The organism is Aurantiacibacter gangjinensis, assembly GCF_001886695.1.
Classification (GTDB): Bacteria; Pseudomonadota; Alphaproteobacteria; order Sphingomonadales; family Sphingomonadaceae; genus Alteraurantiacibacter; species Alteraurantiacibacter gangjinensis.
Genome location: NZ_CP018097.1, coordinates 1,198,986 through 1,221,139 on the forward strand (window position 1 = coordinate 1,198,986; position 22,154 = coordinate 1,221,139).

Here is a 22,154-nt window from a genome sequence, read left to right on the forward strand (position 1 = left end):
ATGTCTCAAGCAATCGCGCTGATCGATTACGGGGCTGGCAATCTTCATTCGGTTCACAACGCGCTGAAGGCGGCTGGCGCGACGAATGCCACCGTGACCGATGATCCGGCACTGGTGCGCGGTGCCCAGCGAATTGTCCTGCCGGGCGTTGGCAGCTTTCGTGCGTGCTATGAAGGGCTGATCGGCATTCCCGGCATGGTCGATGCGCTGGAAGCGCGGGTGCTGGGTGAAAAGGTACCCTTTTTCGGCATTTGTGTGGGCATGCAATTGCTCGCAACGCGAGGGCTGGAATTTGGCGAAACGCCGGGGCTGGGCTGGATAGGCGGTGAGGTCCGCCGGATCGAGCGCACCGATCCCGCCATTCGCGTACCGCATATGGGCTGGAACGACGTCGCGCTTACCCCGCATGCGAAGGATCATGTGCTAATCGAGGAGGGCGAGGCCTATTTCCTCCATTCCTACCATTTCCAGCCCGACCACGGCCAGGACATTGCTGCGATGACCGACCATGGCGGCGGGCTTGTGGCCGCAGTGGCGCGCGATAATATCGTTGGCGTGCAATTCCACCCGGAGAAGAGCCAGGCTTTCGGCCTCGCCCTGCTCCGCCGTTTTCTCGAATGGAACCCGCAGTGATCGTTTTCCCCGCCATCGACCTCAAGGGCGGCGAGGTGGTGCGTCTGGCCGAGGGCGATATGGACCGCGCCACCGTCTATGGCGACAATCCTGCAGCGCAGGCCATGCTCTTTGCAGAAGCGGGGGCAGAGCATCTGCATGTCGTCGACCTCGACGGCAGCTTTGCAGGCCGCACGGAGAACCGCGAAGCCGTAGAGGCCATCGTCGAGGCCTTTCCCGGCTATGTGCAGCTGGGCGGCGGCATCCGCGATGCGGCAGCGGTGGAAGGCTGGTTCGAGCTCGGCGTGGCGCGCATCGTGATGGGCTCTGCCGCGCTGAAGAACCCTGATTTCGTGAAAAAGATGGCACGCGAATGGGAAGGCGGTATCGTCGTTGCGGTTGACGCGCGCGACGGTATGGTAGCGACCGAAGGCTGGGCCGAAGTGTCCGACGTGCCGGTGCGCGATCTCGCCCGCCGGTTCGAGGATGCAGGCGTCGCCAGCCTGCTCTTCACCGATATCGGGCGCGACGGGCTGCTGAAAGGCTGCAATGTCGATGCTACGGTGGAACTGGCGCGCAGCGTGGACATTCCCGTGATCGCCAGCGGCGGCGTGAAGGGTCTGGATGATATTCACATGCTAGCCGTCCACAAGGATGAAGGCATCGAAGGCGTCATCACCGGCCGTGCCCTCTATGAAGGGCGGCTGGACCTCGCGACCGCGATTGCGATGGCGAACCGGTGAGGCCTTATCGCGTCATTGCGAGGAGCCGCAGGCGACGCGGCAATCCATGGCGCAGTTCCATGGATTGCTTCGCTTCGCTCGCAATGACGGGTGCGACACAATGACCGTCCGCATCCGCGTCATCCCCTGCCTCGACGTGGCCGATGGGCGTGTGGTCAAAGGCGTCAATTTTGTCGATCTGAAAGACGCCGGCGACCCGGTGGAGCAGGCGCAGGCTTACGATGCGGCTGGCGCGGACGAACTGTGCTTTCTCGACATTTCCGCCACCCATGAAGGGCGCGGCACGCTGCTCGATATCTTGCGGCGCACGGCAGAGGTATGTTTCATGCCGCTGACCGTCGGCGGCGGGGTCGCCAGCGTGGAGGATGCGCGTAAGCTGCTGCTGGCAGGTGCGGACAAGGTTGCGGTCAATTCCGCTGCGGTGAAGCGGCCCGAAGTGGTCGCCGATATCGCGCACCGCATGGGCAGCCAGTGCGTGGTCGCATCCGTGGATGCGCGACGCGTGGCCGATAGCAGGTGGGAAATCTTCACCCATGGCGGCCGGCGCGAAACCGGCATCGATGCGCTGGAACATGCCACCAAACTCGCCGAGCTGGGCGCGGGTGAATTGCTCGTCACCAGCATGGATGGCGATGGCACCAAGGCGGGCTATGATCTGGAGCTCACACGCGCCATCGCTGATGCGGTGCCCATACCCGTGATTGCCAGCGGCGGCGTAGGCAACCTACAGCATCTGGTGGACGGGGTGACGAAGGGCGGGGCAAGTGCCGTGCTGGCAGCCAGCATCTTCCACTTCGGCCAGCACACCGTGGCGGAAGCCCATGCAGTCCTGCGCGCCGCGGGGCTTCCCGCACGCGGGTGAAGTCCCGCTAAGGGACACCGGGAAGCAAGCGCTTGAGAATCGGCGGGGCGGAGCGTCTTGTGCGAGCATGCTAGCGCGCATCACCCTTTCCGCCATTCTGCTCCTCTCGGCGTCGCCCGCCATGGCGCAGAATGTCGCGCAGGTGCCGGAGGCTTCCGCCCTCACGCTTTTCGCATTGGGCATTGCGGGCGTCATCATCGGACGCCGCCTTTCCATGCGCAAATCCGACGAGGATTGACCAAAGCGGCTTGACCGGCGCGGGAGATATCCCGCATTGCGCTGCCGATGAATACGATCAAGCGCCTCGAAAAAATCGTCGCCAAGCGCGCCGGTGACGATCCCAAGAAAAGCTACGTCGCCAAGCTCAATGCCCGCGGTGTGCCGCAGATAGGCAAGAAGCTGGGCGAGGAGGCGGTGGAAGTCGTCATTGCCGCTCTGGTCGAGAACAAGAAGGCGCTGATCGCCGAGAGCGCCGACCTGATCTTCCACATGATCATGCTGCTGGAAGCCAAGGGCTTGAAATTCGAAGATGTGCTGCAAGAGCTGGAGCGCCGCGAGGGCAAGTCCGGCCTTGTCGAGAAGGCCGAACGCAAGGCGAAAGAAAAATGACCACCGTCGATCCCAGCAAGCCGTACGATCCGGACAATATCTTCGCGAAGATCCTGCGCGGCGAAGTGCCCTGCAATAAGGTCTATGAAGACGACCACGCCTTCGCCTTTCACGATATCAACCCGCAGGCACCGGTGCACATCCTTGTCATTCCCAAGGGCGAATATGTCAGCTGGGACGATTTCTCGGCCAAGGCGTCGGATGCGGAAATGGCTGGCTTCGTGAAAGCCGTGGGCCATGTGGCGCGCGAGCAGGGTCTGCCGGTGCGCGGCTATCGCCTGCTGGCCAATATCGGGCGCAATGGCGGGCAGGAAGTGCCGCATCTTCACGTCCACCTCTTCGGTGGCGGGCCGCTGGGGCCGATGCTGGCAGGCTGACGCCTTTCGCCTCACCTGCAAAAAGACTCAGGTCGGCGATTTCGCCTCTTTGCGGAAGGTCCGCCCGCCTGTAAGCCGCCATTCACCAATGGAAGAGCAATCAGCGCCAATAGAGCCGCCATCCGGCCGTCTTGATGGGAAACGCCACCTCTTTCCGGTGCGCGTCTTTTTCGAGGATACCGACCTGTCCGGCATCGTCTATCATGCCAACTACCTCAAATATTGCGAGCGTGCGCGCAGCGACTTGCTGCGCTGCCTGGGCGTGGACCAGCGCGCGGCGCAGGAAGCGGGCGAGGGCGTGTATGCGGTCTCCGAAGCGCAGATCAAATGGCAGCGCCCGGCGAAGCTCGACGATGTGCTGACCGTGGTCACCCGCGCGGTGGAACTGCGTGCCGCCAGCGCGCGTATGGAACAGCGTGTGATGCGCGGTGACGATCTGCTCGCAAGCATCGATATCGTCGCCGCCTTCATCTCTCCCGAAGGCCGCCCGAAGCGCCAGCCTGCCGCGTGGCGGGAAGCGTTCGAAACATTTGTCGTGAAAGACTGAAAATGGATTTTCCCAACGTGATTTCCCTGCACAATGTGATCGTTGCAGCCGCGCCAACCCGGCTCGACCCGCTGGAGCTGTTTCTCGATGCCGACATCGTGGTGCAGCTCGTCATCATCGGGCTGGTGCTGGCTTCTGTCTGGGTGTGGGCGATCATCTTCGGCTTTACTCTCCGCATGAAGCGCACGCGCACCCGCGCGGATGCGTTTGAGGAGGATTTCTGGACGAACGAGGATGTCGACAGCCTTCTTGATGCGCGCCGCCGGAAAGACAATCCCAGCGCGCGCGTCGCCGCTGCCGGCATTTCCGAATTTCGCCGCAGCCATAAGGCCGGCCTGAAAGATCCCGTCGCCGCCCGCGGCCGAGTGGCGCAAGCGCTGGAAGGTCAGGTGGCGCATGAGGCGGATACGCTGGCCAACCGGCTCAACTTCCTCGCCACGACCGGCGCCGTCGCGCCCTTCGTTGGCCTGTTCGGCACTGTGTGGGGCATCATGAACAGCTTCTTCCAGATCGGGATGCAGCAGAATTCGTCGCTGGCCGTGGTCGCGCCCGGCATCGCGGAGGCGCTGTTCGCAACCGCCATCGGCCTGTTCGCCGCCATTCCCGCCGTGATCGCCTATAACCGTCTGTCCAACACGGTGAACACGTTTGAGGCTTGCCTGCAACGCTTCGCCGACCGCGTGCACGCCCAGGTCAGCCGCGAGATGGAGGCCGGGTGATGGTGAGTAATGCAAAATCCTCCCCTCCTAGGGGAGGGGGACCATCCGCAGGATGGTGGGGGGGCACCCTTCTGACGACGGGCCGCTTCTATCCGCTTGGCCGTGACCGTACCCCTCCACCCCGCGCTCCGCGCGCGGTCCCCCTCCCCGTTCCGGGGAGGATCTGATCATGGCGATGGGCGTCATGTCCTCCTCGCGCCGGGGCCGTTCCAAACGCCGTGCGCCGATGGCGGAGATCAACGTCACGCCTTTCGTCGACGTGATGCTGGTGCTGCTCATCATCTTCATGGTGACTGCGCCTTTGCTCGCCAGCGGCGTGCCGGTGGACCTGCCCGACAGCCGCGCCAATCCGCTCGATCAGGAGCAGGATCAAATAACGATCGCACTGGATGCAGAGGGCTTTATCTATCTCGACGATGTGCTGGTGGAGCCGGGCGGATTACCGCAGGCGCTGGACGCCGTCGCCGGACCGGAAGGCGCTGAACGGCCGCTCGTCACCCTGCGTGCCGATCGCAGCCTCGATTACGGCAGGGTGATGGCTGTGATGGGCGAGTTGAACCGCTCTGGCTTCACCGCCATCTCCATGGTCACTAACAGTTCATCCGAGGCTCCATAGCCTTGAAGGCGTAATATGGCCGCTTTTGCCAACCTTTCCAGCGAAGAGCGCGTCGGCGTTTCCGCCGCGGTAATCGTGCATGTCGCGCTCGCAGCGGGGCTGGCCTGGCAGGCGATGCAGGATCCGCCCGTCATCACGCCGGCAGAACGGATCGATGTCAGCCTGGCGACAGAGGTCAGTCTCGAATCCACCGCGCCCGATCCCAGCGCAGAGCCTGCCATGTCCATCGCACCCGAACTGGGCGAAGTATCGGAAGCGCCTCAGGATGTTGCCGTGGCGCAGCCGCAGCCGGACACGCGTCCACGCCCGCCGCTGCCCTTTCCCACGCCGCCGCGCAATGCGCGGCCGGCTCCTACGCCGACGCCGACAGCCGCACGCACGCAGGCCCCGCGGGTAACGCCCACGCCGACGCCGAGCGCCGCTGCCAGCAGGCCGCCGCGCGGTAGCATTTTGGGTAATGATTTTCTCGAAGGCAGCAGCGATGCGCGCGGCGCCAGCGGCTCGCCCGCGGCCACATTCGGGCCTGCCGAGCGGGCTTCGCTGGAACAGGCCATCTCGCGCCAGCTCGCGCGGACCTGGCGCGGCACCGCACCCAGCGGCGTCGACGCTGAATTGCTCGTATCAACGGTGCGCTGGAGGCTTAATCGCGATGGAACATTGCGCGGCTCGCCAAGCTGCTCCAGTCAGCGCGGCGTAAACGATTCAAATCGCCCGCAGGCGAGTATTCACTGTGAACGTGCTATCCGCGCTGTACGCCGGGCAGCACCTTTTAATCTGCCCGAGCAGTTCTATTCCCGCTGGGACGACCTCGAATGGGATTTTGACCGGAGTTTAGGATGAAAACGACTGCCGTATTCTCAGCCTTGGCGATTCTGGCTGCCACGCCTGCCGCCGCGCAGGACGGTGACCTGCTCGACGATCTCGATCCGCAGGGCATCGGCCAGGCCGATGTCGAGGAAGTCGCCGTCGAAGGCGATAATGACGGTCCGCTGCGCGGCACGGTGACGGATGATAGTGCGTGGCAGGATCTCGGCATCGCCATCGCCAGCTTCGCCACCAATCGCGATGTCGATACGCCCGCCAATGAAAGCGGCACTGCGGCGCTCGGCTTCGAGCTGGCGAATGTCGTGTTCAACGACCTGCGCTTCAACGGCCTGTTCCGCCCGGTGGGCCCGGCCGCACTGCCGCGCCCGGCCTATGCGGAAATCACCGATCCGGAATGGAACACCTGGCGCGGGCGCAGCGCCGAAATGCTGGTGCATGGCTATGTGCGCGCCAATGACGATGGCCGCCTGACGGTCGGCTGCTACCTTTACGATGTCGCCTTGCAGAGCGAACTGGTGCGCGAGGGCTGGGTTGTGCAACCGGGCGAATGGCGCCGCGCTGCGCATCGCTGCGCCGACCTTGTCTATTCGCGCCTCTCGGGCGAGGATCCATTCTTCGATAGCCGCATCGCATATATCGCTGAAACCGGCCCCAAGGATAACCGCATCAAGCGGCTCGCGATCATGGACAGCGACGGGGCGAACCACCGCTTCATCACCAATGGCCAGTCGACCGCGCTGACCCCGCGCTACTCCCCCGATTACCAGCGCATAGCGTATCTCAGCTACACGGACGGCAATCCGCGCATCTATGTCTATGACATCGGCAGCGGACGGCAGACGCTTGTGACCGAGAGCAGCAACCCGACGTTCGCCCCGCGCTGGAGCCCGGATGGCCGCTATATCCTCTATTCCATGGCCGTAGCGGGCAATACCGACATTTACCGCGTCCCCGCCACCGGCGGCACGCCGGAACGGTTGACCGACAGCCCATCCATCGAGGTGGGCGGCAGCTATTCGCCCGACGGCAGCCGCATCGTTTTCGAAAGCGACCAGTCGGGCAGCCAGCAATGCTATGTCATGGATGCCAACGGCTCAAACCAGCGGCGCATCAGCTTTTTCGGCGGGCGCTGCGCCACGCCTGAATGGAGCCCGCGCGGCGACCAGATCGCCTTCACGCGCATCGCAGGCAATTTCAACATCGCGGTGATGAACCCGCAGGGTCGCAACATGCGCGTGTTGACCGATGCCTGGCATGACGAGGCACCGACATGGGCGCCCAATGGCCGGATCATCCAGTTCTTCCGCACCGAGCGCGGCAGCGGCGACACAGCGATTTACCAGGTCGACCTCACCGGCGAGAACGAGCGTCGCCTGCGCACGCCTGTCGGCGCGTCGGACCCTGCTTGGGGACCTGTTCTGCCGTAACCGCGTTATTTCCAGATCAGGGCCGCAAACCAACCCGGGTCATCTGGCCCTGTCACTTCGGTTCAAGGAGAGCCACGACAATGAATCGTCTGCTAATCGCCGCCACTCTTTCAAGCGCGCTGGCACTCAGCGCCTGTAACCGCACACCGCCCGAAATCACGCCGGACGCCCCGCAGGACACGATGGCGACGCCGACGCCCACGGCCACCCAGGCCCCGGTCGGTCCGCAACCGGGAACGCAGACGCATTTCTCGCAAGCGATGATGGGTGCCGATACGATTTATTTCGATACCGACCGCTACAACATCGATAGTGAGGATATGACGGCGCTGCGCCGACAGGCTGAATATTTGCTGCAATATCCCGGTGCGACCGCCACGGTGGAAGGCCATGCCGATGAACGCGGCACGCGCGATTACAACCTCGCCCTGGGTGAACGCCGCGCCAATGCCGCGCGCAACTACCTCGTCAGCCTCGGTGTGCCGGAAAACCGCCTGCGCATGGTGAGCTATGGTGAGGAACGGCCGCAAATGACCGGATCGAACGAAACGGCATGGCAGGCGAACCGCCGCGCCGTGACGGTCATGATCAGCCGCTAGCCGATTTCTAGTGCGACAGGATCGCTTGCGGGTGATCCAGAGCGGGCGCGGCAGCTTGGTTTGTCGCGCCCGTTTGCATTGTGCCTGATGCAGGATGCGCACCCGGCGTCGCCCACAGCGCGAATGCCGCCATGGCGAACACAGAGAATACGGCGGAGGTGGCGAGCTGGCGGCTCATGGTTTTCCTGACGGTGGGATTGCAGTCGTGCTGTACTGGCGGTCGGTTAAAATTGTTGCAATGCAGCAATCGACCGGCGCACGAGCAGTTCCGACAAGCTGCATTTTTTCTCGCTTACCCGAACAGGCAGGTTCACGCCTGCCGCTTTGCCGCCTATATAGACGCCTATGCACACTACCGGGACACAGCGATAATGGCGCGCCGATCGAACGATTGGGGCTTCCCGCGCTGGCGCGGCTATGAGGACGGGCGCGAGGCGGTCGAGGTGCGTATTTGCGACCGGTATGGTTGCGACCAGCCGGGCAATTGCCCTGCGCCGAAATCGCCCAACAGCCCGGATCGCTGGTATTTCTGCGAGCGCCACGCTGCGGAATACAACAAGGGCTGGGACTACTTTCAGGGTCTCGACAAGGAAGAAGCGGCGAAGCGCGCCAAGGCTGAACAGGCGGAAAGCGCAGGCTACGCCGAGGCGCAGCATTACGGCTGGGGCGGCAGCGGCGATGGCAGTCGCAGCGCCGACGAAATGCGCGCGCTGGAGGTGCTGGGGCTGGAGGCCGATGCCGATTTTCAAGCGATCAAGCGTGAGTGGCGCGCTCGGGCCAAGAAGGTGCACCCCGATGTGAAACCGGGCGATGCGGAAGCGGCGGAAGAGTTTCAGAAGCTGCAACTCGCCTATGAAGTGCTGAAAGCCGCTGAAGAGCGGCGCGAATGGCGCGGTTGAGCGGTCCGCAGCGCCCCAATCGCGGCGGCGCTTTCGAGACATGGACGGTGCGCCTGCTGGTGCCTGCGCTGATCCTTGCATTACTGGCTATCGTCCTCGCCGTTCTCGGCTTTCGCGGGCCGGATTGGCGCGCATGGTTCGATACTGAAGATCGCGGCGAATGGCGCGCAGTCACGATAGGCGGTCTCGATGTATCGAACGAGCGGATGAGCATCATCATTGCGGACGGCGAGATCGTCGGCGGGCGCGATGGCTGCAATTTCTGGAGCTATGACGGTCCGCCGGATCCGGTGACAGGAGAACGAGGCATGCACTCGACATTAGCCGGGTGCCCCGACACGCCGGAACTGCGCGCATACAACGCCGTCGGCCATTATCGTGCGGACTTCAGGCTAGAAAGCGAGGATCGACTGGTCGTTTCGTATAACGGCGTCACGGGGCAGTTCATTCGCTGGACCGATGCCATGGAACAGGCCGAGCGGGAGGCCGACGAACGCGCCATGGAAGCGGCGCGCGCTGCAGAGCCGCCGCCCGCTCGCAGGCCGGCTGTGCCCGCCGCTGTGCCGCCGCCTGCGCCGCCAGCACAGCCTATGCCCGAACCTCCTCCGCCGCTCGACAACTAGGCAGTTACGCGTACGTGTGAACCGATAGAGGCTTCATGGTGAACGGCTAGGTCACGATCGTCCCATGGAGACTTTCGTGCCCGATACCACCCGATCGCAAGACCCATCCGATCCGCCCACACGCTGGCTGGCCGTTCTCGCGGTCGTTGCAATCGCATCGCTGCTGTTCGGCCTGCTGGCGTGGCTTGGCATCGCCTTGACGCGCGGCGATGGGCGCATCGCCGCACTGTGGGTGCCCAATGCGCTTCTCATCGTCATTCTCATGCGCAGCCGGCGGCATCTGGTCGTTCCGCTGCTCTCGGGCGCCTTCCTCGCCAATATCGCGGCCAATCTGGCGAGCGGCGATGGCTGGGCGATGGCGACGGGGCTGTCGCTGGCGAACCAGATCGAGATGCTTCTCGTCCTGCTCGCGCTGCAGCGGCTCGATTGCGAGAAGCCGGATTTCGACTATCCGCGCCACATTTTCACCTTTGCCAGCGTGGCCGTGCTGGCCTCCGCCATTGGCGGGGTCGTCGCCATTCTCGTGCTGGCGCCGGAAAGCCCGATGGCGGCGCTATCGCTGTGGTGGAGCTGGACCCGCGCGGATGCGCTGGGCCTGCTCGTGATCGTTCCTGCCATTACTATCCTTCTCGATGCGTGGAAACGGCGTGACCGGTTGACACGGGCCAAGCTGGCAGAGGCGCTGGTGCTGATCGCCATCGGCACCTCCATCAGCGTCTACACCTTCTGGCAGACCGAGTACCCGTTCCTCTTCCTCGATGCGCCGGTGGTGATCCTCTATGCCATCCGGCTCGGTCCGGTCGGCAATGCAATCGCCATCATCAACCTCGCCATCGTCGCTTCCATCGCCACCAGCCTGGGGCGCGGGCCGATCAATCTGATGGATGGCGATGTAGGCGAGAAGATCATGGTGCTGCAGGTCTTCCTCGCAGCCAGCTTTGCGGTCGGCCTGCCGATTGCCGCCTTCCTGCGCGAACGGCAGCAAATGGTGGAGGCAAAGCTGCATTTCCTCGCCAGCATGAGCCACGAAATCCGTACGCCGATGAACGGTGTGCTGGGCTTTACCGAACTATTGCAGAATACTCCGCTTTCGCCGCAACAGCGTGAATATGTCGGCAATATCAACCAGTCCGGCCAGACGATGGTCGCGCTGCTGAACGATATTCTCGACTATGCGCGCATGGAGGCAGGCAAAGTGGACCTGCATGTGCAGCAGGTCGATCTGCGCCAGCTTCTCGCCGCTTCGGTTGCCATGCTGTCCGGCACGGCGGGCCGAAAGGGCATCGGGCTCGACTGGTCGGTCGATGCCAACGTCCCCGAGACGGTCATTGCGGACCCGCTGCGCCTGCGCCAGATCATACTGAACCTGGTCGGCAACGCGGTGAAATTCACGGGCAAAGGCGGCGTGTTCTTGCGTGTGTCGATCGAAAGCCGCCAGCTGCGCTTCGACATTCGCGATACCGGCATCGGCATCGCGCCAGAAAACATCGCGCGCATTTTCAACCAGTTCGAGCAGGTGGATGGCCAGACCACGCAGAAGTTCGGCGGGTCCGGCCTTGGTCTTGCGATCACCAACCAGCTGGTGTCGCTGATGGAGGGCACGATCAGCGCCACATCGCAGCCGGGCAGCGGATCCTGCTTCACGGTCCTCCTGCCGCTGCCGCCATGCGATGCCAGCCAGCCTGTGGCCGATTTGCCGAGCCTCGCGCAGCGCCCCGCGCTAGCGAGAGCCTAGCCGTTCTTACCGGTCGCCGATGAAAGTGCCGACATAGCGGGTATCATTGTCGGTTTCGGTACTGCTGACCGAGAAGATGATAATCACCTCATCGCGATCAGGCCCTGCCAGCGCGCCCGAGAGATTGCCCGACAGTGCGTTGGCCGTATCCGTAATGGTAAGGTTGAAACCACTCACCGTATTCAGCTCGGCATCGAATGGCAGAACGGCCACTTCGGTTATCGTGCCGTTCACATCCTCGAAGATGCGGATCGTGCCGGAGATGGTGTCCGCGTCGTCGGCGGCAGCACCCGGTTCCACAGTTACGGTGATATCGGGCGCGGTGATCGCGCCCGCTTCCGTCGTCAGCGGATCGCCACCGAAGACGGCGAAGCTGCCATCATAGGTGATGTTGGCGGTAATCTCGCTATCGGTCGTGACGGAATTAAAGAACAGGGACGTGCGGTTCGACGCCAGACGACCATCAGTGGTGTCCTGAGTAAAATCCTGTTCCAGCTCATAGGTGACGCGCAGCACGTGCTCGAAGGGCACTTCCAGCAGCAGCGCTTCGTCCGTGCGCTCGTAGCGGCGCGTGGTCGCGGTCGCCGCATCGAAATCGGCGTCGGTAAACACGACGGCGTCGGCAAGATCGGGGAAGCTGAAGGTCGCACTTTCCGGAGAGAAGGCGAGCGCAATGCCGGAAGTACCGTTGGTGCGCGATGCGCCGCTGAACACCGTATCCATGCTGCCATCGGCGGTGAAGAAGGCATAGCTGAGATTGGCGTTCGTCACTTCGGCCACGAAATCCATCGTCAGGTCGAAATCGACCTGCGAGCTGGTCGGCGTGGGTGTCGGAGAAGGGCTCTCGCTGGGCGTTGGCGTCGGCGTGGGATCGTCATCGCCGCAAGAGGTCACAAGAGCGCCAAGAGCGGCGACGCCGGCGAAGAGGGCATATTTGCGAAGCACGTGTTTTCCCGTCCGATAAGCAAGAGTCTTTCCCGCGATAGGCGGGTGAACCTTTCCCTTAGCTGTCTGTCACCCGGCGGGGCAACCCGCCAGATGCATGCTTATACCGCTTCCAGCGCCTGTTCGAAGTCCGCGATCAGATCGTCCGGATCCTCGATACCGATAGATATCCGCACAAGGTTGTCGGTAATGCGCAGCTCGGTACGGCGACCTTCGGCAACGGACAGGTGTGTCATGCTGGCCGGATGGCTGGCCAGCGTCTCCGTGCCGCCGAGGCTGACCGCCAGCTTGGCCACTTTCAGCGCATCGAGGAAACGGAAGCACTCAGCTTCGCCGCCCTTGATGAAGAGCGAGAAGGTAGAGCCTGCTCCCAGACAATGCCGGTCGTAAATGTCCTGCTGGCGGGCATCCTCGATCATGCCGAGATAACCAAGGCCCTCCACTTTGGGATGGCTCTTCAGGAAAGCGCAAACCCTTTCCGCATTCTCGCCCGCGCGCTGCATGCGCAATTCGACGGTTTCGAGCGAGCGCAGCAGCATCCAGGCGGTATTCGGGTCGGCGATCCCGCCCATCGTGTTGCGCAGTGCGCGCACCGCGTCGATCCACTTTTTCTTGCCCGAGACGCTGCCCGCAACAAGGTCCGAATGGCCGCCGACATATTTGGTGAGTGAATAGACCACCAGGTCCGCGCCATGCTCCAGCGGGCGTTGCCACAGCGGGCCGAGGAAGGTGTTGTCGATGGCGATCGGGCAGCGTTCGGGATCGAAATGCGCATCGCGCGCTTCCTTCACCGCTTCGATATCGACCAGCGCATTGGTCGGATTGCCCGGGCTTTCGAGATAAATCAGCGGCACTTCGCCGCCCTGCTCTTCCGCCATGGCCTTGGCGCGCCGCATGACGTCATCCAGCTGCTCGCGCGTCGCACCTGCGGGGAAATCGATATTGGTGACGCCGTATTTCGCCATCACCTTGGCGACGAAGCCTTCGGAGGCGGCATAGAGCGGGCCGGAATGCACGATAACATCGCCCGCATTACAGGCCGCCAGCATCAGTACCGCAATCGCCGTCATCCCGCTGGAGAAGCACAGCGCTTCCTCCGCGCCGTCCCAGATGGCGAGGCGATCTTCGAGAATTTCCTGGTTCGGTCCGTTGAAGCGGGAATAGACGAGGCCCTCGGCACCGCCTGCGCGCTTTCCGGTAATGCCTTCGAAATGCCGCTTGCCCGCCGCAGCATTCTCGAAAGCGAAGGTGCTGGTGAGGAAGATCGGGGCTTTGAGCGATCCTTCGGACAGCGCCGGATCGAAGCCGTGGCCCATCATCAGCGTGCTGGGCTTCATCTTGCGGCCGCCGATTTCGGTGACTTCGGGCTTGGGCTTGCGGCGCGGGGTTGGGGTGTCCACGGCGCCCATGGGATCATTTTTCTGGTCGGCCACGAGTGGGCTCCTTCCTAGCTAAACGCCCCCAGGAAGGCAGGGGCCCAATCTATTGTCCAGGCTTGCCCGCGCCTAACCTCCGCAGGCGCGCATCGCGGCAAAACCAGTTTCGCCTGCGATTACTTTGGCGCTTGAGCCAGCGCAAGGGGCACAGGCAGTCGCCTGCCATGTTCGTGTGCTTTCCTTCGCCCTGGGATTGAGCATAAAAGATGGTCAGGCGAAAGCGGCATGGCGGGGAAGGCAGCATGGCAAATCGCATTGTATGGATACCAGGCGGCTGGAAGCGCCCTTTCATCGCATCGCTCTGCGCTACCCTAGCGTCGTGCACGACGCCCGCGAACGGGCAGGACGCCGCGCAGCCGCTGGAAAGCCGCTACACGCTGCTCGATAATTGCGTAGTCGTCGCCGCCGGGATCGAGCCCATCGACCACGTGCGCCAGCGCTGCGACGGCTGGGGCGGAATACCCGTTTGGCTGCAATATACCGACGCAGCGCGATTGGGCGTGGGTTTCGGCTACCCTGCCAATACATTCGGGATGTTCTCCATAGAGCGCCATCCGTCATGGCCGGTGGAATGGCGTGGACCGGTGCAGGACGGTGTCTTCCAACCGATCGCCGCCATCATCAGGATGAACGATTACGCCACAGCGCCGGGCGAACCGGACCGCGCCAGTCTATTGGTGTTCCGGCTGACCGGCGATGGCATGTCATGCCCGCTCAGCTTCGATGCGGGCGACAACGAGGAGGCGCGGCGCATCGCCGATGCATCGCTTCGCGAATATCGCTGCCTGTCACGCTCGCCGTAGCCGACGCGCCAGCCGCTACGCTGAAGCCACGGTCTCGGCCGCAGCTCTCGGCAATTCCAACTGCACCACCGTTTCGTCATCGCGCCGCATCACGTGCAGATCGCCGCCGATGGACTGCGCGCGCACCTGCATGTTCTCAAGCCCGCGACCGCCCTGCCGCGCCTCGCCCAGCTTGTCGCCATTGTCGGCGATCTCGATGGTATTGCCAGTGAGCGTCAGCCGGATGCGATTGCCGGTTGAGTGCTTCAGCGCATTGGCCACCGCTTCCTGCATGATGCGGAAAACCTGGATATTCGCGCGCACGCCCAACACCGGCAGGTCGTCTGCGTTCTCGATCCGGCTTTCGAAGGCGAAGCCCGCGCCCTCGCAGCGCATGGCGGCGCGCTCTGCGAACAGGGAGAATGCGGCTTTCAGGCTCTCGCCCATCGAGTCCATCGAATCGATCATCAGCCGCATTTCGTCGATCGCGCTTTGCAATCCCTGCTCCATGAAAGGCTGCTCGGTCTTGCCGCGCCGCGCTGCCATCAGCAGGCTCATCAGCGTGGAGCCGACGCCATCATGCATGTCGCGCATGATGCGAGAGCGTTCATCGGCATGCGCCTGTTCGCGCAAAAGCGTTTTCTCGCGGTCATGCGCCAGGGCAAGCTCGGCAGTGCGCTCGTCCAGCTGGTCCTGCAATTCGGCATTGAGCTGCTCGCGGCTGCGAAACAGGCTGAAATTGCGCCCGAAAAAGCCGATGCCCAGCAGGAGGAGGATGAGCGGCTGAGTTGCGGCGAGATAGGGACGATGCATGCCATCCAGAATGATCGCGGACAGGTGGAACACCATCAGCAGCGCGAGCAGCACTAGCACGGCTGCCTCGAGATAACGCCGCTCTGCCGGGTGGCGAATGAAGTGCCAACCAAGGCGCAGCACGGTGGCGGCGCTGAGTAGGAGACCGGCCCATTCGACCGCCGTTTCCACCACGCCGAATGCGGTATCCGAATAGCGCGCGAACATCATCCAGCCGCTGACGAGCACGGCCAGCGCAAACACGATCCAAACGCCCAGCCGGTAAAAGCGCAGCCGGGTGCCCGACCATGCGTCCGCAAAGATCGCCCAGGCCGCTGCGACGAATGTGGCGGTGGCCGCGTAGTAAAAGCCGCGCGCCGCGCCATCCAATGGAAACCACAGCCACTCGAAGAAGAGGTTGTAGGCTGTCCAGCCAGTGGCCGCGAGGCACAGCCACAGCGGCAAATCCCGCTCCCGCGCGCGGCTGGCGGCGATGCCGGCAAACAGCGCGACGACGGCGACGATCACGGCGGAGATCAGCCGGAACTCGTCGATGGTGAAGGCCTTCCACTGCACCGCGCCTGCAATGCTGTCATACTCGCCCACCAGCGGCGGGATATAGGGCACCTCGCGCGGCAGCGTAGTCATGTAGACGCCGGTCAGCCGGTTCTGCCCTTCGCGCAGGGCGGCGGCAGGCACATGGATGATTTCCTTGTGATAACTATGATAGCTGGGATCATCGAGATCCATGCTGCCGGGCGAATAGACCGACACGCCGTTCATAAAGAAGCGCACATTGTCCGCACCCGTCTGGTCGAGAACGGCCACGCCTTGCGGCGGCACCGCGTCGAGCGAGAATGTGGTGCGCACCGCGTGATAACCATCGGGGCTCAGGCGAGGGCCGGGCACCATGGGCTCGAAAGCGGCGGCATCCAGTGCCTCGGCCACAGGCGCATCGACCATGGCATAGTCCATCGCCTCTATCGCGGGACGCGGCGGCAATTGCGATGGGGGCGGGAGGAAGACCGGGACGAACACGAACCAAAACAATGCCTGCACCATTGCAATGGCGGCGATCAGCCGGGCGATATGCCCGCTTTTCCAGCTTGGCGTCTCTGCCATGTTCCCCCCGTATCCTGTCCGGCAGGCCCTCAGCCCTCGCCCGCCGGACGGCATGTGCGAGGGTGTATGGCCGTCACATTAATCGCCTCATGCCATAAATATGGCAGTCGCGCCGCTCAGATGTGGAAAGCGTGTGGATGAACGCAGAAAGGGCGGCGCGCATAGCCGTGCCCGCCGCCCTTTCTCGCCTGCCGTCTGGTTATTTACTTCGGTGCGAGCACCATCAGCATTTGCCGGCCTTCGAGGCGCGGGAAGGCCTCGACCTTGGCGATTTCTGCCACATCGTCTTGCACCCGCTTCAGCAAGTCCATGCCTAGATGTTGGTGCGCCATTTCGCGCCCGCGGAAACGCAGGGTGACTTTCACCTTGTCGCCATTGTCGATGAACTTGTTCACATTGCGCATCTTCACATCGTAATCGTGCGTGTCGATGTTGGGGCGCATCTTCACTTCCTTGATGTCCTGCGTCTTCTGCGTCTTGCGCGCCGCATTGGCCTTTTTCTGGGCCTCGTAGCGATATTTGCCGACATCGAGGAACTTGCACACCGGCGGGTTCGCATTGGGCGAAACCTCGACGAGATTGAGGCCCGCATCCTGGGCCTGCTCTATCGCTTCGCGGGTGTACATCACGCCGAGATTTTCGCCCTCGCCATCGATGACGCGGACCTTTTCGGCCTGGATAAACTGATCGTATTTCGGGCCGGACTTGACCGGCGGTGCCATCGTGCGGCGTGGTGGACGTGGTATGGAATCGCTCCTGAAATTGTTTTGGTTCGCGTGGCTATGTAGGGCGTAGAGCAGGCGAAAGCTAGGGGGATAGCGGGGTGGTTGTCAGGCAATTTCAGGATTTGTTTTCTTTTCGATCCGGCATCCGCCGAATCGTCCTCGGTGCTGTTCGCTCCGTCCTTCGGACTGCGCGGCACCTGCGGTCGCCCGTTCGGGCTCGGTCGGTCGCTGGCCGCGACCGCGGTCATCGCAAGGACGCTACCGTGTTGCGGATCTCCGTCCCGCTAGGGACGGCAAGGGCGAACGCCCGCCCGCAGCGGGCGCAGCTTGCTGCGCGTATAGCGAGGACGCTCACGCGGATGCGTGAGCATGAGGAAAACTATCCTCCCGCCAAAGCGGAAACCGCGCCAGCTTCTTCTCCGTCGGCACCAACGCATCGACGGCACTCACGGGCTGCATCGCTTTCAGGATAGCGGGATCGGCCGCGTTCATGCCGCCCGTCAGCGCGCCGAATGCGGGCAGGATCATGCGTCCGCAGCCATCGTCGTTGTGGCCGATCACCGCGCAGGGACGGCGGATGTGGCGATGGTGGATTTTCAGCTGCACGCGCGGGTGAAAGTGGCCGGAAAGCTCGGGGCGCGTCTCGCCGCGCTTGGCCATATGGCGCAGGATCACGCCGCCCACTTCCAGCTCTTTCGCAATCGCGCCGCCGCTTTGCGCTTCCATGCTCGGGTCGTGATTGCCGGTGATCCACACCCAGTCCGTAGCGCGGGTGAGGGCGCTGAGCATCCCTGCCGCATGTGCCTCCAGCGTGGTCGAGCCATGCGAATCGTGGAAATTGTCGCCCAGCGTGATGACGCGCCGCGCATCGAAGCGGCGCACCGCATCGGCTAGCCTCTCCAGCGTCTCGCGGCTGTCATAGGGCGGCAGCAACTGGCCGTGACGCGCGAAAAAGCTCGCTTTCTCCAGATGCAGGTCGGCCACCAGCAATGCACGCTCCGCCGGCCAATACACCGCATTGGCGCGCGTCAGGACGAATTCCTGGCCGCAGAAATCGAAGGCGAACGAAACGGGAACCATGTGACTTCCTAATGGCAATAGGTTTCCGCCTATGCAACTTCAAATTCCGCTCGTCCTGAGCTTGTCGAAGGGCTGCTCTTTCTTCTAGTGATTGGCATGAAGTGAAGGACAACCCTTCGACAAGCTCAGGGTGAGCGGTCGGTGGTTGTCAGGAGCATGGTGTGACCGACTGGACCGAGCAAACAGCCACCGCCCGAAACTGGTTCGAAAGCCTGCGCGACCGGATCTGCGCCGAGTTCGAGGCAATCGAGCGCGAAGCGGGATCGGATGCAACCTTCGCCTACACCTCGTGGGACCGTGAGACGGAGGACGGCTCCGATGGCGGCGGCGGCGTGCAGGGCAAGATGCTGGGCAAGGTGTTCGAGAAGGTTGGCGTCAATGTCTCCACAGTCTCCGGCGCGTTCAGCTCGGCCTTCGCCGCGCAGGTGAATGGCGCTAGCGAGGAGGAGCCGCACTTCACCGCCACCGGCATCAGCCTGGTCGCCCACATGGCCAATCCGCATGTGCCCGCCGTGCACATGAACACCCGGTTCCTGACGACGCAAAAGGCGTGGTTCGGCGGCGGCGCTGATCTCAACCCGCCGATAGAATACAAGGAAGATACGGACGCCTTCCACGCCCGCCTGCGCGCAGCCTGCGCGGCGCACAACCCGACTTATTACGAACGCTTCAGCAAATGGGCGGACGAGTATTTCTTCATCCCCCATCGCGGCGTGCATCGCGGCGTGGGCGGCATCTTCTACGATCACCTAGAATGCGAGGACACCGCCACATTCGACCGCCATTTCGCCTTTACCAAGGATGTAGGCGAAGCTTTCCTCGATGCCTTCCCCGCCATCGTGCGCCATCGCATGGGCATGGAATGGAGCGAGGAAGAAAAAGCCCTGCAACGCGAATGGCGCGGGCGGTATGTGGAGTTCAACCTCGTCTACGACCGCGGCACGCTGTTCGGCCTGAAGACCGGCGGCAATATCGACGCGATCCTGATGAGCCTGCCGCCCGAGGTGACGTGGGGGTGAGGTCTCAGTCGGTACAATCCCCGATCGGAAGTTTATCAGAACTGTCAACCTGCTGAACGGTTGTAGAAAGTCCAGAGCGGCGTCTGGCTAAAAGCGTGAGAAGATATCTGTCTCCTTTACGAGTCAGTTTCCAATAACGATTTTTGTCATTTACACCGCGCTTTTTCTCGCCCTGTTCAATCAGGCCAAGAGCGCGAAGCTGAACTAGAACCTCATTCCATGCTTCGGGTGAAACTTCGGCAGAAAGTATCGACCACCTTGCTCGCGGTTCATCCCACCCGGTGAATCTAGCAAGGATTGACTTTAGTTCATTTTCAGTCGCTTCGTTGATCATCGAAGGGCCCATGTCTTTAAAGACTTGGTCCCAAGATACCATGGCATTCCAGTTTTCATTCTGCCGATCAAAGGTGCCATCGTGTCGGACCGTTCGCCCACCAGACAGCTCAATTTCGTCAGACCCTTGCTCCAGAGTTTCATCAAAAGTGAAGTCTGTCTCAACGTTGGCATTTCGCAGAACTTCGTTTTCTTCGGTCAGGTCTTTGATGCGTTCCAAAAGCGCAATCGGAGAACTCCCATCGTTACGAAGCCAGCCTGGCCGTGGATTGATTCTGATCTCGCGAATAAGAGAGCGCGAGACTAACGCGCCCAGTTCCTGCGCAGTTGACCACGCTCGGACGGGATATTGATCCATAATTGCTTTTCTAAATGCCTCTAGTCGATCGCGCCCTTCCCGGTCTTTCTCCGACTTGCCGACAGGAATAGCTTCTGGATTTGAATGAACGAATGCGAGGACTGGTACGCCGAGTTCGCTGGCGTATCGGTACTCCTTCTCTGTATAGCTTATTCCCTCTTCGGTCACCGATCCATATCGACCTCCAATGATCAAGACGTAGTAATCGCACTCATCGATTACTCTCTGAATCACCTCCCACTGGCTTTGGTTTGAGGCTACAAACGCTTCCATCCCTGTTGGTATGCAATCCATCTCCCACAGGGCTTGAATTACCTCAGACCTTTCCTCGACGAGGTCGGTGAAGGTTGAGCTGACGAAAACCGAGTGACGGATCGAGTAGGACATCTGCTATAGCTACCGATCAACTCTCGCGGTTGCCAGATTTGAATTATCGCGGGTCAACCCCATAAACCCGCACCCAGTCCACTTCCATCGCCAGCTCGCCCGCGCGGATGCGCTCTGCCGTTTCCTCAGGCATGCCAACATACGGCTGTTCGATACCGTTGATCTTGCGCGGGAAGATGCCGCCTACGGCGAAATTGAGGATCAGGAATTTGGGATTATCGAACGCCCATTCGCCGAAGAATTCGACATTGGTCTTGGGAATGCGCATCGTCATCACGTCGTCGACATAGAAGCGGATGACATCGGCTTCCCATTCGACGGCATAGACGTGCCAGTCGGTCACATCGGTGCCTTCGGGGAAGTAGTAGCGATCATCGATGCCTGCATCGCCCGAATAGCCGGGGCCGTGCGCGGCGGTGCCGGTCCAGTCGGCCTCGCCGATATATTCCATGATGTCGATCTCGCCGGTCGCGGGCCATTCTTCATTGCCCAGCAGCCAGAAGGCGGGCCACACGCCGGTGGCATCGGGCATGCGGATGCGCGCTTCTGCGCGGCCATAGGTGAAATCGAAATTGCCCCGCGTGTTCACCCGGCCCGAGATGAAGTCGGCATTGCGGTCCTCGCGCGTATCCTCGCCGGGCCGGTAGACGGGGCGCAGCACCAGCAAGCCGCCATCGGCGCCTTCCACACCATCGGCAAACTGGATGGTGTCCGGGGAATCGACGTAGGCCTGCTCCTCGTCATTCACCCAGAAATCCATGCCGACCACGTTCCACTTGGTGCGGTCGAGGCTGCCGGAATTGAATTCGTCCGAGAATATGAGCTGGCGCGCATTGCCTTCAGCCTGCGCTGCATCGACCTCGGCCTCGGTCGGCGCAGGATTGCGCGGCTCAGCCGCGCAAGCTGCCAGCGCAAGAATGGGCAGGAAGAGGGCGAGTGATTGTGCGAGGCGGGTCATTCCGCCAGCTTTAGTCTAGCCGGTCACCGGAGTCACATCAGGGCGCTGTTCGTTCTCGCGCATCATCAGCGTGCCGAGGTCGCGAAGCGCCTGGCTGGATGGGCGGTTGGGCAGGCCGCGATACATGCTGCGGAGATAGGCGCGATCCCACATTGTCATTTCGTCGGCGGAATACTCATCCGTAAAATAGGCCAGCACCGTGCTGAAAGCCGTTTCGTTTTCCGGCACACGCGCGCGCCCCAGCAATCGCATGGTTGCAAAGTCGGCCACGCCAAACAGGTTGCGATCGGCCAGGGCGGAGCGCTCGACCAGCAGGATCGCGAAGTCGATATCCTGCCTGATCGCCGTCCGAGTGCGCGACATGCGGTCAGTTTGCGAAGGAATTGGGGCTCCGGTACCACTGATCGCTGCCATATTGGCAGTGACAGCCTCGAAACCGGTCACGAGGGGAGCCCCTTCGAGCGTCCGCATACTGGTACGGTGCCAGGCCACAGTCGATCCGTGCTCTTCGGCGATTTCGCGCCTCACCCTAGGGTGGAGCCCACGGACCAAGAAACTGCGCTCTTCGCGCAGGCTGTTATAGGTTTCCTGCGGATCGTCGACTACGATGATCCAGACATTCGCGCGGCAATTTTCCGTGGCATTTACCGGGATACCGGCACGCTCAGCATTGGAATAGATACGATCAATCATCGGTTGGGCAAATTCCGGCGACAGGCCCCATACGCCCGGACAGACGTCTGCCTGAAAACGGGGCAATGGCTCGGAAGTGCTATACGCTCGCGGCGTAAGTTCGCGGGCTTGATCGCGCGCGGCGCGATTGGTCTGTCGTTCGCCCTCCACCACGATGCGGCGTTGCTCGTCCTGCGCCTGTTCTTCGGCGGTCTGGGCATGCGCTGGGGGCAGCGCGGATAGGCAAAGGGCTGCCAGCGCGGTGGCTGCGATCGATTTCATGATCCGCATCGGTCTCTCCTCGACTTGACGCACTATGACGCAGAGCGCGGTCAATTTCCTTACCACATTA

At 62.4% G+C, this 22,154-nt stretch carries 26 protein-coding genes; 17 read left to right on the top strand and 9 right to left on the bottom strand.

The window, feature by feature from the left end; translation table 11 throughout:
* The 12 genes from hisH (at position 1) to pal (ending at position 7,936) form a co-directional block, all read left to right on the top strand.
* On the top strand, positions 1 to 633 hold the full coding sequence (hisH, locus tag BMF35_RS05935) for an imidazole glycerol phosphate synthase subunit HisH (protein WP_047007298.1): 633 nt from the start codon (positions 1 to 3) through the stop codon (positions 631 to 633).
* On the top strand, positions 618 to 1,355 hold the full coding sequence (hisA, locus tag BMF35_RS05940) for a 1-(5-phosphoribosyl)-5-[(5-phosphoribosylamino)methylideneamino]imidazole-4-carboxamide isomerase (protein ID WP_173426194.1): 738 nt from the start codon (positions 618 to 620) through the stop codon (positions 1,353 to 1,355). Before hisH ends, hisA begins: the two co-directional genes overlap by 16 nt.
* Before the next feature lie 100 nt (positions 1,356 to 1,455).
* Positions 1,456 to 2,217, top strand: coding sequence for an imidazole glycerol phosphate synthase subunit HisF (gene hisF / locus BMF35_RS05945; RefSeq protein WP_047007682.1), 762 nt, complete (start codon positions 1,456 to 1,458; stop codon positions 2,215 to 2,217).
* A 67-nt stretch (positions 2,218 to 2,284) separates the two neighbouring features.
* Positions 2,285 to 2,455, top strand: a complete 171-nt coding sequence (locus tag BMF35_RS13725) for a PEP-CTERM sorting domain-containing protein (protein ID WP_162199237.1) — start codon at positions 2,285 to 2,287, stop codon at positions 2,453 to 2,455.
* A 47-nt stretch (positions 2,456 to 2,502) separates the two neighbouring features.
* Positions 2,503 to 2,826: a phosphoribosyl-ATP diphosphatase gene (locus tag BMF35_RS05950; RefSeq protein WP_047007299.1), complete on the top strand. Its 324-nt coding sequence runs from the start codon at positions 2,503 to 2,505 to the stop codon at positions 2,824 to 2,826.
* Entirely contained in the window at positions 2,823 to 3,203 is a 381-nt protein-coding gene (locus tag BMF35_RS05955; protein ID WP_047007300.1) for a histidine triad nucleotide-binding protein, read from the top strand. The genes BMF35_RS05950 and BMF35_RS05955 overlap by 4 nt, the downstream gene beginning before the upstream one ends.
* 88 nt (positions 3,204 to 3,291) lie before the next feature.
* A complete protein-coding gene (locus tag BMF35_RS05960) occupies positions 3,292 to 3,750 on the top strand; it encodes a YbgC/FadM family acyl-CoA thioesterase (protein WP_047007301.1) in 459 nt (152 codons plus the stop codon).
* A 2-nt stretch (positions 3,751 to 3,752) separates the two neighbouring features.
* Positions 3,753 to 4,469, top strand: a complete 717-nt coding sequence (gene tolQ / locus BMF35_RS05965) for a protein TolQ (protein WP_047007302.1) — start codon at positions 3,753 to 3,755, stop codon at positions 4,467 to 4,469.
* A 169-nt stretch (positions 4,470 to 4,638) separates the two neighbouring features.
* On the top strand, positions 4,639 to 5,085 hold the full coding sequence (locus BMF35_RS05970) for an ExbD/TolR family protein (RefSeq protein WP_047007303.1): 447 nt from the start codon (positions 4,639 to 4,641) through the stop codon (positions 5,083 to 5,085).
* 15 nt (positions 5,086 to 5,100) lie between these two features.
* The gene (locus tag BMF35_RS05975; RefSeq protein ID WP_047007304.1) at positions 5,101 to 5,925 is read left to right on the top strand and encodes a hypothetical protein; all 825 of its coding nucleotides are present in this window, start codon (positions 5,101 to 5,103) and stop codon (positions 5,923 to 5,925) included.
* Entirely contained in the window at positions 5,922 to 7,337 is a 1,416-nt protein-coding gene (gene tolB / locus BMF35_RS05980) for a Tol-Pal system beta propeller repeat protein TolB (RefSeq protein WP_047007305.1), read from the top strand. The genes BMF35_RS05975 and tolB overlap by 4 nt, the downstream gene beginning before the upstream one ends.
* 80 nt (positions 7,338 to 7,417) lie before the next feature.
* Complete coding sequence (gene pal, locus BMF35_RS05985; protein WP_047007306.1) at positions 7,418 to 7,936, top strand: peptidoglycan-associated lipoprotein Pal; 519 nt, start codon at positions 7,418 to 7,420, stop codon at positions 7,934 to 7,936.
* Positions 7,937 to 7,943: 7 nt separating this feature from the next.
* On the opposite strand, the gene BMF35_RS13575 is transcribed toward pal, so the two are convergent.
* The gene (locus BMF35_RS13575; RefSeq protein ID WP_156172156.1) at positions 7,944 to 8,114 is read right to left on the bottom strand and encodes a hypothetical protein; all 171 of its coding nucleotides are present in this window, start codon (positions 8,112 to 8,114) and stop codon (positions 7,944 to 7,946) included.
* A 193-nt stretch (positions 8,115 to 8,307) separates the two neighbouring features.
* Here BMF35_RS13575 and BMF35_RS05990 point away from each other — a divergent pair, with 193 nt between their 5' ends.
* The 3 genes from BMF35_RS05990 to BMF35_RS06000 all read left to right on the top strand — a co-directional run bounded on the left by BMF35_RS05990 (position 8,308) and on the right by BMF35_RS06000 (position 11,193).
* Positions 8,308 to 8,835, top strand: coding sequence for a J domain-containing protein (locus BMF35_RS05990; RefSeq protein WP_047007307.1), 528 nt, complete (start codon positions 8,308 to 8,310; stop codon positions 8,833 to 8,835).
* Complete coding sequence (locus BMF35_RS05995) at positions 8,823 to 9,458, top strand: hypothetical protein (RefSeq protein ID WP_047007308.1); 636 nt, start codon at positions 8,823 to 8,825, stop codon at positions 9,456 to 9,458. Before BMF35_RS05990 ends, BMF35_RS05995 begins: the two co-directional genes overlap by 13 nt.
* A gap of 76 nt (positions 9,459 to 9,534) precedes the next feature.
* Positions 9,535 to 11,193, top strand: a complete 1,659-nt coding sequence (locus BMF35_RS06000; RefSeq protein ID WP_162199239.1) for an ATP-binding protein — start codon at positions 9,535 to 9,537, stop codon at positions 11,191 to 11,193.
* Positions 11,194 to 11,199: 6 nt separating this feature from the next.
* On the opposite strand, the gene BMF35_RS06005 is transcribed toward BMF35_RS06000, so the two are convergent.
* Together BMF35_RS06005 and BMF35_RS06010 are read right to left on the bottom strand one after the other, a co-directional pair.
* Entirely contained in the window at positions 11,200 to 12,138 is a 939-nt protein-coding gene (locus tag BMF35_RS06005; RefSeq protein WP_047007310.1) for a hypothetical protein, read from the bottom strand.
* Positions 12,139 to 12,239: 101 nt separating this feature from the next.
* On the bottom strand, positions 12,240 to 13,547 hold the full coding sequence (locus BMF35_RS06010) for a cystathionine gamma-synthase family protein (RefSeq protein ID WP_047007683.1): 1,308 nt from the start codon (positions 13,545 to 13,547) through the stop codon (positions 12,240 to 12,242).
* A gap of 269 nt (positions 13,548 to 13,816) precedes the next feature.
* On the opposite strand from BMF35_RS06010, the gene BMF35_RS06015 reads away from it, so the two are divergent.
* A complete protein-coding gene (locus BMF35_RS06015) occupies positions 13,817 to 14,377 on the top strand; it encodes a hypothetical protein (protein WP_156172157.1) in 561 nt (186 codons plus the stop codon).
* Positions 14,378 to 14,392: 15 nt separating this feature from the next.
* Here the strand turns inward: BMF35_RS06015 and BMF35_RS06020 are convergent, their stop codons facing one another.
* The 3 genes from BMF35_RS06020 to pdeM all read right to left on the bottom strand — a co-directional run bounded on the left by BMF35_RS06020 (position 14,393) and on the right by pdeM (position 18,075).
* The gene (locus BMF35_RS06020) at positions 14,393 to 16,270 is read right to left on the bottom strand and encodes a sensor histidine kinase (RefSeq protein ID WP_047007312.1); all 1,878 of its coding nucleotides are present in this window, start codon (positions 16,268 to 16,270) and stop codon (positions 14,393 to 14,395) included.
* 203 nt (positions 16,271 to 16,473) lie between these two features.
* Positions 16,474 to 16,992 (bottom strand): translation initiation factor IF-3, encoded by a 519-nt coding sequence (infC, locus tag BMF35_RS06025; protein WP_047007313.1) that lies wholly within the window; start codon positions 16,990 to 16,992, stop codon positions 16,474 to 16,476.
* A 354-nt stretch (positions 16,993 to 17,346) separates the two neighbouring features.
* Positions 17,347 to 18,075, bottom strand: coding sequence for a ligase-associated DNA damage response endonuclease PdeM (gene pdeM / locus BMF35_RS06030; protein WP_047007314.1), 729 nt, complete (start codon positions 18,073 to 18,075; stop codon positions 17,347 to 17,349).
* A gap of 161 nt (positions 18,076 to 18,236) precedes the next feature.
* Between pdeM and hemF the strand changes: the two genes are divergently transcribed.
* Positions 18,237 to 19,094, top strand: a complete 858-nt coding sequence (hemF, locus tag BMF35_RS06035) for an oxygen-dependent coproporphyrinogen oxidase (RefSeq protein WP_047007315.1) — start codon at positions 18,237 to 18,239, stop codon at positions 19,092 to 19,094.
* A 4-nt stretch (positions 19,095 to 19,098) separates the two neighbouring features.
* Here hemF and BMF35_RS06040 read toward each other — a convergent pair whose 3' ends face one another.
* Genes BMF35_RS06040 through BMF35_RS06050 form a run of 3 tightly spaced genes read right to left on the bottom strand, consistent with a single transcriptional unit; the run spans position 19,099 to position 22,084 of the window.
* Positions 19,099 to 20,172: a DUF4062 domain-containing protein gene (locus BMF35_RS06040; RefSeq protein ID WP_052766092.1), complete on the bottom strand. Its 1,074-nt coding sequence runs from the start codon at positions 20,170 to 20,172 to the stop codon at positions 19,099 to 19,101.
* Between the two features lie 43 nt (positions 20,173 to 20,215).
* The gene (locus BMF35_RS06045; RefSeq protein ID WP_047007316.1) at positions 20,216 to 21,130 is read right to left on the bottom strand and encodes a glycoside hydrolase family 16 protein; all 915 of its coding nucleotides are present in this window, start codon (positions 21,128 to 21,130) and stop codon (positions 20,216 to 20,218) included.
* A gap of 15 nt (positions 21,131 to 21,145) precedes the next feature.
* Positions 21,146 to 22,084: a hypothetical protein gene (locus BMF35_RS06050; RefSeq protein WP_156172159.1), complete on the bottom strand. Its 939-nt coding sequence runs from the start codon at positions 22,082 to 22,084 to the stop codon at positions 21,146 to 21,148.
* Between the last annotated feature and the right edge of the window lie 70 nt (positions 22,085 to 22,154).

What these genes read in the sequence shown, in the direction of transcription:
- hisH (WP_047007298.1), top strand. Translation starts at nt 1, where the DNA reads ATGTCTCAAGCAATCGCGCTGATCGATTACGGGGCTGGCAATCTTCAT.
- hisA (WP_173426194.1), top strand. Translation starts at nt 618, where the DNA reads ATGGAACCCGCAGTGATCGTTTTCCCCGCCATCGACCTCAAGGGCGGC.
- hisF (WP_047007682.1), top strand. Translation starts at nt 1,456, where the DNA reads ATGACCGTCCGCATCCGCGTCATCCCCTGCCTCGACGTGGCCGATGGG.
- BMF35_RS13725 (WP_162199237.1), top strand. Translation starts at nt 2,285, where the DNA reads ATGCTAGCGCGCATCACCCTTTCCGCCATTCTGCTCCTCTCGGCGTCG.
- BMF35_RS05950 (WP_047007299.1), top strand. Translation starts at nt 2,503, where the DNA reads ATGAATACGATCAAGCGCCTCGAAAAAATCGTCGCCAAGCGCGCCGGT.
- BMF35_RS05955 (WP_047007300.1), top strand. Translation starts at nt 2,823, where the DNA reads ATGACCACCGTCGATCCCAGCAAGCCGTACGATCCGGACAATATCTTC.
- BMF35_RS05960 (WP_047007301.1), top strand. Translation starts at nt 3,292, where the DNA reads ATGGAAGAGCAATCAGCGCCAATAGAGCCGCCATCCGGCCGTCTTGAT.
- tolQ (WP_047007302.1), top strand. Translation starts at nt 3,753, where the DNA reads ATGGATTTTCCCAACGTGATTTCCCTGCACAATGTGATCGTTGCAGCC.
- BMF35_RS05970 (WP_047007303.1), top strand. Translation starts at nt 4,639, where the DNA reads ATGGCGATGGGCGTCATGTCCTCCTCGCGCCGGGGCCGTTCCAAACGC.
- BMF35_RS05975 (WP_047007304.1), top strand. Translation starts at nt 5,101, where the DNA reads ATGGCCGCTTTTGCCAACCTTTCCAGCGAAGAGCGCGTCGGCGTTTCC.
- tolB (WP_047007305.1), top strand. Translation starts at nt 5,922, where the DNA reads ATGAAAACGACTGCCGTATTCTCAGCCTTGGCGATTCTGGCTGCCACG.
- pal (WP_047007306.1), top strand. Translation starts at nt 7,418, where the DNA reads ATGAATCGTCTGCTAATCGCCGCCACTCTTTCAAGCGCGCTGGCACTC.
- BMF35_RS13575 (WP_156172156.1), bottom strand. Translation starts at nt 8,114, where the DNA reads ATGAGCCGCCAGCTCGCCACCTCCGCCGTATTCTCTGTGTTCGCCATG.
- BMF35_RS05990 (WP_047007307.1), top strand. Translation starts at nt 8,308, where the DNA reads ATGGCGCGCCGATCGAACGATTGGGGCTTCCCGCGCTGGCGCGGCTAT.
- BMF35_RS05995 (WP_047007308.1), top strand. Translation starts at nt 8,823, where the DNA reads ATGGCGCGGTTGAGCGGTCCGCAGCGCCCCAATCGCGGCGGCGCTTTC.
- BMF35_RS06010 (WP_047007683.1), bottom strand. Translation starts at nt 13,547, where the DNA reads ATGGGCGCCGTGGACACCCCAACCCCGCGCCGCAAGCCCAAGCCCGAA.
- BMF35_RS06015 (WP_156172157.1), top strand. Translation starts at nt 13,817, where the DNA reads ATGGCAAATCGCATTGTATGGATACCAGGCGGCTGGAAGCGCCCTTTC.
- BMF35_RS06020 (WP_047007312.1), bottom strand. Translation starts at nt 16,270, where the DNA reads ATGGCAGAGACGCCAAGCTGGAAAAGCGGGCATATCGCCCGGCTGATC.
- infC (WP_047007313.1), bottom strand. Translation starts at nt 16,992, where the DNA reads ATGGCACCGCCGGTCAAGTCCGGCCCGAAATACGATCAGTTTATCCAG.
- pdeM (WP_047007314.1), bottom strand. Translation starts at nt 18,075, where the DNA reads ATGGTTCCCGTTTCGTTCGCCTTCGATTTCTGCGGCCAGGAATTCGTC.
- BMF35_RS06040 (WP_052766092.1), bottom strand. Translation starts at nt 20,172, where the DNA reads ATGTCCTACTCGATCCGTCACTCGGTTTTCGTCAGCTCAACCTTCACC.
- BMF35_RS06045 (WP_047007316.1), bottom strand. Translation starts at nt 21,130, where the DNA reads ATGACCCGCCTCGCACAATCACTCGCCCTCTTCCTGCCCATTCTTGCG.
- BMF35_RS06050 (WP_156172159.1), bottom strand. Translation starts at nt 22,084, where the DNA reads ATGAAATCGATCGCAGCCACCGCGCTGGCAGCCCTTTGCCTATCCGCG.